This is a genomic window from Burkholderia sp. LMG 13014 (assembly GCF_905232215.1).
Lineage (GTDB): Bacteria > Pseudomonadota > Gammaproteobacteria > Burkholderiales > Burkholderiaceae > Burkholderia.
Genome location: NZ_CAJNKE010000266.1, coordinates 1 through 7,927, shown reverse-complemented (window position 1 = coordinate 7,927; position 7,927 = coordinate 1). Strand labels below are relative to the sequence as shown.

General features: G+C 65.8%; 7 protein-coding genes. 2 read left to right on the top strand and 5 right to left on the bottom strand.

All coding sequences use genetic code 11. The features are described 5' to 3' along the window. The coding region (locus JYJ84_RS22540) for a murein transglycosylase A (RefSeq protein WP_205170560.1) at nucleotides 1-856 on the top strand (856 nt) is incomplete at its 5' end. 256 nt (nucleotides 857-1,112) lie between these two features. Here JYJ84_RS22540 and paaK read toward each other — a convergent pair. The 5 genes from paaK to paaN form a co-directional block, all read right to left on the bottom strand. Further along, on the bottom strand, nucleotides 1,113-2,411 hold the full coding sequence (paaK, locus tag JYJ84_RS22535; protein WP_175222752.1) for a phenylacetate--CoA ligase PaaK: 1,299 nt from the start codon (nucleotides 2,409-2,411) through the stop codon (nucleotides 1,113-1,115). Nucleotides 2,412-2,449: 38 nt separating this feature from the next. Continuing rightward, nucleotides 2,450-2,902, bottom strand: a complete 453-nt coding sequence (gene paaI / locus JYJ84_RS22530; protein ID WP_122944380.1) for a hydroxyphenylacetyl-CoA thioesterase PaaI — start codon at nucleotides 2,900-2,902, stop codon at nucleotides 2,450-2,452. A gap of 1 nt (nucleotide 2,903) precedes the next feature. Next, nucleotides 2,904-3,695, bottom strand: a complete 792-nt coding sequence (gene paaG / locus JYJ84_RS22525) for a 2-(1,2-epoxy-1,2-dihydrophenyl)acetyl-CoA isomerase PaaG (RefSeq protein ID WP_122944381.1) — start codon at nucleotides 3,693-3,695, stop codon at nucleotides 2,904-2,906. Between the two features lie 45 nt (nucleotides 3,696-3,740). Next, a complete protein-coding gene (pcaF, locus tag JYJ84_RS22520) occupies nucleotides 3,741-4,943 on the bottom strand; it encodes a 3-oxoadipyl-CoA thiolase (protein ID WP_175222751.1) in 1,203 nt (400 codons plus the stop codon). 87 nt (nucleotides 4,944-5,030) lie between these two features. Continuing rightward, nucleotides 5,031-6,737 carry a phenylacetic acid degradation protein PaaN gene (gene paaN / locus JYJ84_RS22515; RefSeq protein ID WP_175222750.1) on the bottom strand — a complete coding sequence of 569 codons (1,707 nt, stop codon included), beginning with the start codon at nucleotides 6,735-6,737 and terminating at the stop codon, nucleotides 5,031-5,033. 129 nt (nucleotides 6,738-6,866) lie between these two features. Here paaN and JYJ84_RS22510 point away from each other — a divergent pair, with 129 nt between their 5' ends. Continuing rightward, on the top strand, nucleotides 6,867-7,643 hold the full coding sequence (locus tag JYJ84_RS22510; RefSeq protein ID WP_122944384.1) for an enoyl-CoA hydratase: 777 nt from the start codon (nucleotides 6,867-6,869) through the stop codon (nucleotides 7,641-7,643). Nucleotides 7,644-7,927 lie beyond the last annotated feature (284 nt).

Here is a 7,927-nt window from a genome sequence, read left to right as displayed (position 1 = left end):
TTGCGCGGCCGTTGACCGGCTCGACGAGCTCGACGTCAGCAGTGCACGTACGTTCTTCGAAACGTATTTCACGCCGTTCCAGCTCGCGAACACCGACGGTACGCTCGACGGGCTCGTGACCGGCTATTACGAGCCGCTGCTGCATGGTTCGCGCGTGCGTCGCGGTCCGTATCAGTACGCGCTCTACCGCTGGCCGGCCGGTTATCGCGCGGGCGCCGCGCTGCCGGCACGCTCGCAGCTTGAACGCGCCGGCATTCTGAACGGCAACGAACTCGTGTGGGTCGACGACCCGATCGAAGCGTTCTTCCTGCAGGTGCAGGGCTCGGGGCGCGTGCTGCTCGACGACGGTTCGGTGATGCGGGTCGGCTTCGGCGGCACCAACAACCAGCCGTATCGCTCGATCGGCAAGTGGCTGCTCGATCGCGGCGAGCTGACGCCCGCTCAGGCGACGATGCAGGGCATCAAGGCGTGGGCGAAGGCGAACCCGACCCGCGTCGACGCGTTGCTCGACACGAACCCGCGGTTCGTGTTCTTCCGCGACATGCCGACCAAGGAAGATGCACCGCACGGTGGCGCGGACGGCCCGATCGGCGCGCTCGGCGTGCCGCTGACGCCGGAGCGTTCGATCGCCGTCGACCCGTCGTCGATCCCGCTCGGCACGCCGGTGTTCCTGCAGACCACGCGTCCGCTGACGAATACGCCGATGAACCGGCTCGTGTTCGCGCAGGATACGGGCTCCGCGATCAAGGGCGGCGTACGCGCCGACTATTTCTGGGGGCTCGGCGACGACGCGGGCGATCAGGCCGGTCGGATGAAGCAGGTCGGCCGGATGTGGCTGCTGTTCCCGAATTCGTGACATGAGGCGGCACGGGTTGCCCGGGTCGCCACCGATGCATCAGCCTCGGCATTCGTGCGCGCGACGGTGTGCGTCGGGTGCGGTGCTCTGATTTCGAGGGCGTCAGTGTCGTGACAGTCTTCGTGATGCGCGTGTCGCGTCGACGGGCGCTCCAACGGCGCTCCTGAATGAAACAGCCCGATCGGCGTTGGTCGATCGGGCTGTTTCATTTGCAGCTACGAATTCACCGTGCGTCATGCACGCGCGGCGATTGCCGTCAGCCCTTGCGCTTGTCGATGACGCGTCGCGCCTTGCCGACCGACCGCTCGATCCCGTTTACGGGCAGCACGTTGATCACGGCCGTCACGCCGATCAGCGACTTGATGTCGTAGGCGAGCGCCTGTTTTGCCGCATGAATCGCCGCCGTATCGGGTGCGGTCTCGGGGCAGGGCTCGACGTTGAGCGTCAGCACGTCGAGCGGGCCTTCCTTCGTCAGCACGATCTGATAGTGCGGCGCGAGCGCGCGCTGCTTGAGCAACTGCTCCTCGATTTGCGTCGGGAACACGTTGACGCCGCGCACGATCATCATGTCGTCCGAGCGCCCCGTGATCTTCTCCATGCGGCGCATCGTGCGGGCCGTGCCGGGCAACAGCCGCGTGAGGTCGCGGGTCCGGTAGCGGACGATCGGCAGCGCCTCCTTCGTCAGAGACGTGAACACGAGCTCGCCGAGTTCGCCGTCCGGAAGCACTGCGCCGGTTTCAGGATCGATGATTTCCGGATAGAAGTGGTCTTCCCAGATGGTCGGGCCGTCCTTGGTCTCGACGCATTCGGACGCGACGCCGGGGCCCATCACTTCGGACAACCCGTAGATGTCGACCGCGTCGATGCCCATCCGCTGCTCGATCGCGACGCGCATGTCGTTGGTCCAGGGTTCCGCACCGAAGATGCCGATGCGCAGCGAACTCTGCGCGGGATCGAGACCCTGGCGCTCGATTTCGTCGGCGATCGACAGCATGTAGCTCGGCGTCACCATGATGATGTCGGGCCGGAAATCCTGGATCAGCTGTACCTGCTTCTCGGTCTGGCCGCCACCGAACGGAATGACGGTCAACCCCGCGCGTTCGGCGCCGTAGTGCGCGCCGAGCCCGCCCGTGAACAAGCCGTAGCCATAGCTGACGTGCACTTTGTCGCCGCGGCGCGCCCCGGCGGCGCGGATCGAACGTGCGACGAGATTCGCCCACGTGTCGATGTCGCCGGCCGTATAGCCGACGACCGTCGGCTTGCCGGTCGTGCCCGACGACGCATGAATGCGCGAGATCTGGTCCTGCGGCACCGCGAACATCCCGAACGGGTAACTGTCGCGCAGGTCGCTCTTCGTCGTGAACGGGAAGCGCGACAGGTCGGCGAGCGTCTTCAGGTCGTCCGGATGGACGCCCGCATCGTCGAACTTGCGACGATAGACGGGGGAGTGGTCATACGCATGCCGGAGCGACCACTTGAGGCGTTCGAGCTGCAGCGCTGTCAGCTCGTCGCGTGAGGCGGTCTCGATCGGCTCGAGCGGTAGCGGGGTAGTCATGCCTGTCTCCAGTGTTTGTTATGTGCGAGCCGTCGACGTCAGCGGTCTTCCGGGATGACCGTGCCCTTGATCTGGGCGGATTTGCCGCGAAACATCGCGACGGTTTCGCCGGTCTGGTTCGTGACGCGGATGTCGTAGATGCCTTGGCGGCCGGCGCGCGCCTGCTCGATCGCTTCGGCCGTCAGCACGTCATCGCCGTGCACGGGGCGCAGGAATTCGATCGAACAGCCGGCCGCGACGGTATTCACGTTGTACGAGTTGCACGCGAACGCGAACGTCGAATCTGCGAGCGTGAAGATGATCCCGCCATGGCAGGTCTGATGCCCGTTCAGGAATTCGGGCCGCACGCGCATCTGCAGGCGGGCGTAGCCGGCGCGTACTTCGGCGATTTCCATGCCGAACGCGCGGCTGCATGCGTCGGCGTCGTACATGGCCCGCGCAGCGGCGCGGGCAAGCGAATCGGGGTCGAGCGTGGCAGTGGCGTTCGTCATGTCAACGCCCCTCGAAGCGCGGCGCGCGCTTTTCGATGAATGCCGTCACGCCTTCCGCATAGTCGTGCGACTGGCCGAGCTTGCGCTGCAGGTCGCGTTCCAGGTCGAGCTGCTGGTCGAGCGTGTTCGTGACACTGTCGCGCATCGATTGCTTGATCGATGCGATCGCGAGCGTCGGCTGCTGCGCAAGCTGGGTGGCGAGCTGGCGGGCCGACGCGACGAGTGCGTCGTCGTCGACCGCGCGCCAGATCAAGCCCCATTGCTCGGCCTGTTCGGCACCGAGCTTGTCGCCGGTCAGCGCGAGCCCCAGCGCGCGTGCCATCCCGACGCGTTGCGGCAGGAACCACGTACCGCCCGAATCGGGTACGAGCCCGATCTTGACGAAGGCCTGGATGAAACTGCTCGAGCGGGCGGCGAACACCAGATCGCATGCGAGCGCGAGATTCGCGCCGGCGCCGGCCGCCGTGCCGTTGACGGCGGCGATCACCGGAATCGGCAGACGCTGCAGGCGGCGGATCAGCGGATTGAAGTGCTCGTCGATCAGCGTGCCGAGGTCGGTGGACGCGCCTGGCGTGAAGTCGAGATCGGCCAGGTCCTGGCCCGCGCAGAAGCCGCGCCCCGCACCTGTCAGGATCAGCGCGCGCGCGCCGGCCGCTTCGACATCATCGAGTGCCGACTGCAGCTCGCGATGCATCGCCCGCGTGAAGCTGTTCAGCTTGTCGGGGCGGTTGAGGGTAATCGTGGCCACGTTCGAGGCCTGATCGATATCCAGCTGAATCGCCTGATAGGACATGCAGTGTCTCCTTCATGACTTCGTTATAGGCGCGCGGTGCGTGGGTTACACGCGTTCGATCGCGAGCGCGATGCCCTGGCCGACGCCGATGCACATCGTACAGAGTGCAAAGCGGCCGCCTGTACGCTCGAGTTGGTAGAGCGCGGTGGTCACGAGCCGGGCGCCCGATGCGCCGAGCGGATGGCCCAGTGCGATCGCACCGCCGTTCGGGTTCACGCGCGGATCGTCGTCGGCGACGCCGAGCATGCGCAGTACCGCGAGGCCTTGCGATGCGAACGCCTCGTTCAGTTCGATCACGTCGAACTGGTCGATGGTCATGCCGAGCTGGCGCAGCAGCTTCTGCGTGGCCGGCGCGGGGCCGATGCCCATCACGCGGGGCGCGACGCCGGCCGTCGCCATGCCGATGACGCGTGCGCGGCGGCGCAAGCCGTACTGGTCGGCTGCCTGCGCATTGGCGAGCAGTAGCGCGCACGCACCGTCGTTGACGCCGGATGCGTTGCCGGCCGTCACCGAACCGTCCGGGCGCACGACGCCTTTCAGCTTCGCGAGCGCTTCGAGCGACGTCTCGCGCGGATGCTCGTCGCGCGACACGACCACCGGATCGCCTTTCTTCTGCGGAATCGTGACTGCGACGATTTCGTCGGCGAGCGTGCCGTCCTGCTGCGCACGCGCGGCCTTTTGCTGGCTGCGCAGCGCGAACAGATCCTGGTCGGCGCGGCTGATGTTGTAGTCGATCGCGACGTTTTCGGCCGTCTCGGGCATCGAATCGACGCCATACAACTGTTTCATCAGCGGATTGATGAAACGCCAGCCGATCGTCGTGTCGAAAATGTCAGCCTGGCGTGCGAACGCGCTCGTGGCCTTGCCCATCACGAACGGCGCACGCGTCATGCTCTCGACGCCGCCTGCAATCATCAGGCGCGCTTCGCCCGCCTTGATCGCGCGCGCGGCCGTGCCGACCGCGTCCATCCCGGAGCCGCACAGCCGGTTCAGCGTCGTGCCGGGCACGTCGGTCGGCAGGCCCGCGAGTAGCGCCGACATGCGCGCGACGTTGCGGTTGTCCTCGCCGGCCTGGTTCGCGCAGCCATAGATCACGTCATCGATCGCCGTCCAGTCGACTTCACGGTTGCGCTCGATGAGTGCCTTGAGCGGTACCGCACCGAGGTCGTCGGCGCGGACATCTTTCAGTGCGCCGCCGTAGCGGCCGATGGGGGTGCGAATCGCGTCGCAGATATAGGCGTCTGTCATGGGCGTATCGATGTGCAACGAACCCGCCGGGTGGCGGATTCGTTCATGGTAGAGAACGTGGCGGCGTTTGCACGTCGGCCATTCGGGTTATGCCGGTTGGCCGGCTTCCACAGGTGCAGCCTTCGGGGCAACATGGACGCGGCTTTGCACCACGCGGAACCGGTTGGCGACGAACGCCGGGTCGGCCAGTGCCGCGTTGGCTGCCGGGTTCGCGCCCGTGCCGTGGAAATCCGAGAACGCTGCCGACTGGTTTACGAACACACCGCCCGTCAGGTTGATCGACAGCGCGACGCCACCGCGCACCGCCGCATCGTGGGCTGCGTCGACGATCGCATCGTCGGTGCTGTAGACGGAGAGCGTCAGTGCGCCATGTTCCGCTGCGATTTCGCCGGCGAGATCGAGCGACTGCGCGGTCGAGTCGGTCGCGATCACGAACGAGATCGGGCCGAACCACTCCTGCGTGAATTTCTCGCGATCGGCCACGTCGAGTTGCAGCACGAGCGGCGTGCGCACGCGGGCATCGGGGAACGCAGGGTGCTGGAGGGTAAGGCTGTCGGCGAGCACGCGGCCGAGCTGGCGGGCGTCGTCGATGCGTGCGGTCACGCCTTCGTTCTGGATTGCGCCGATCAGTTCGACCGAGCGTGCCGGGTCGCCGGTGAGCTTTTGCACGGCAACGGCGATTGCCTGTGCGACTTCGTCGAAGCTCGCATGGCCGTCCGCCGTCCGGATGCCGTCGCGCGGCACATAGATGTTCTGCGGCGCCGTGCACATCTGGCCGGAGTACAGCGCCAGCGAGAATGCAATGTTCTTGGCGGCGGCCTTCAGGTCGTCGGTCGAGTCGATCACGATCTGATTGACGCCGGCCTTCTCGGTATAGACCTGTGCCTGATGGGCATGGCGCTCGAGCCACGTGCCGTTTTGCGTGCTGCCGGTGAAGTCGATCAGCTTGATCTCGGGGCGCAGCGCGAGATCCTGAACGAGTGCGCCGTCGTTGGGTTCGGTCGCGAGGAGCGTGACGACGTTCGGATCAAAACCGGCTTCACGCAGTACGTCGCGAGCGATCCGGACGGTGACGGCGAGCGGCAGGATCGCGCCCGGATGCGGTTTGACGATCACGGTATTGCCGGTTGCCAGATCAGCGAACAGGCCCGGGTAGCCGTTCCAGGTCGGGAACGTGCAGCAGCCGAGCACGAGCCCGGTGCCGCGCGGGACGATCGTGTAGCGCTTGTGCATCGCGAGCGGCGGATTCTTGCCTTGCGGCTTTTCCCAGTGCGCATCGGCCGGGATGCGGCGCAGTTCGTCCCATGCATAGGCGACAGCTTCGAGCGCACGATCTTGTGCGTGCGGGCCGCCGGCCTGGAACGCCATCATGAATGCCTGACCCGTGGTGTGCATCACGCTGTAGGCGATCTCGAAGCTTGCGCGATTCAGGCGCGCGAGGATTTCGAGGCTGACGCCGATCCAGGAGCTCGGGCCGGCTTCGCGCCACGAGCGTTGCGCAGCGGCCGCGGCGGCGATCAGTTCGTCGGGCGTCGACTTCGGATACCGGATGCCCAGTGCAATGCCGTACGGCGACTGCTCTGCGCCGACCGTTTCGCCGGACGCCGGCTGGTCGAGCGCGAACGTCTGGTCGAGGTGCGACTTGAACGCGGCCTCGCCATCTGCGTTCGCGCTTTCCCCGTACACTTTGGGGCTCGGCATTTCAGCGAACGGGCTCCAGTACCCGCGGCTCTCGATGGCGGCGAGTGCGTGCTTCAGCGTGTCTTCGTGCTTCGTGAACAGTGCATGGGTCATGGCGGCAGCCTGATGGACGTTGAGAGGGGTTGGATCGATTAATTAACCGACCGGTTGGTCGGAGAATGGTAGCATCAAACTATTCGCATGTGCGAGGCGTTTCTCATTTCATTGATCGAGGAGAAATAGATGGCTTACGAGAACATCCTGGTGGAGACCCGGGGGCGTGTCGGGCTGGTTACGCTGAACCGCCCGAAGGCGCTGAATGCGCTGAACGATGCGCTGATGGATGAGCTAGGTGACGCGCTGAAGGCGTTCGATGCGGACGATGGCATCGGCGCGATCGTCGTGACCGGGAGCGAGAAGGCGTTCGCGGCCGGCGCGGACATCGGCATGATGGCGACCTACTCCTATATGGATGCCTACCGGGGCGACTACATCACGCGCAACTGGGAGACGGTCCGCGAGATCCGCAAGCCGATCATTGCCGCGGTTTCGGGCTTTGCGCTGGGCGGTGGCTGTGAGCTGGCCATGATGTGCGACATCATCTTCGCGGCGGACACGGCCAAGTTCGGCCAGCCGGAAATCAAGCTGGGCGTCATGCCGGGTGCGGGTGGCACGCAGCGTCTGCCGCGCGCGGTGTCGAAGGCGAAGGCGATGGACATGTGCCTGACGGCCCGCTTCATGGATGCGGCCGAAGCGGAGCGCGCGGGGCTCGTGTCGCGCGTGCTGCCGGCCGCCACGCTGCTCGACGAGGCGATTGCCGCCGCGGCGACGATCGCCGAGTTTTCGCTGCCGGCGGTCATGATGGTCAAGGAGTCGGTGAACCGCGCGTACGAGACGACGCTGGCCGAAGGTGTCCACTTCGAGCGTCGGCTGTTCCATTCGCTGTTCGCGACCGAAGACCAGAAGGAGGGGATGGCGGCATTCGTCGAAAAACGGAAGCCGGTATTCAAGCACCGCTGATCAGGCAGCCTGGGTAGGCGGTCGGCGACTGGTCGGTATCTGTTGTCGGCGTGATTACCCGGCCCGTCGAGCCCCGAGCCCCCGTGCGCGGCAGCGCACGGGGGCTTTTTCAAAATATTTTCACAAAGGGGCTTGCGTAGTTGTGGGCGGGTGCTTAGAATCACGCCTCTTTCGCGCTAACGGAAACGCGGCGCGGAAGAGGGAAGCAAGGGTTGGCGGTGTGCTGCAGTCTGGAGCGCGCAACTGGCCTGGAAGTTGAACCCCGCAGTCGCAACGATGTAGTG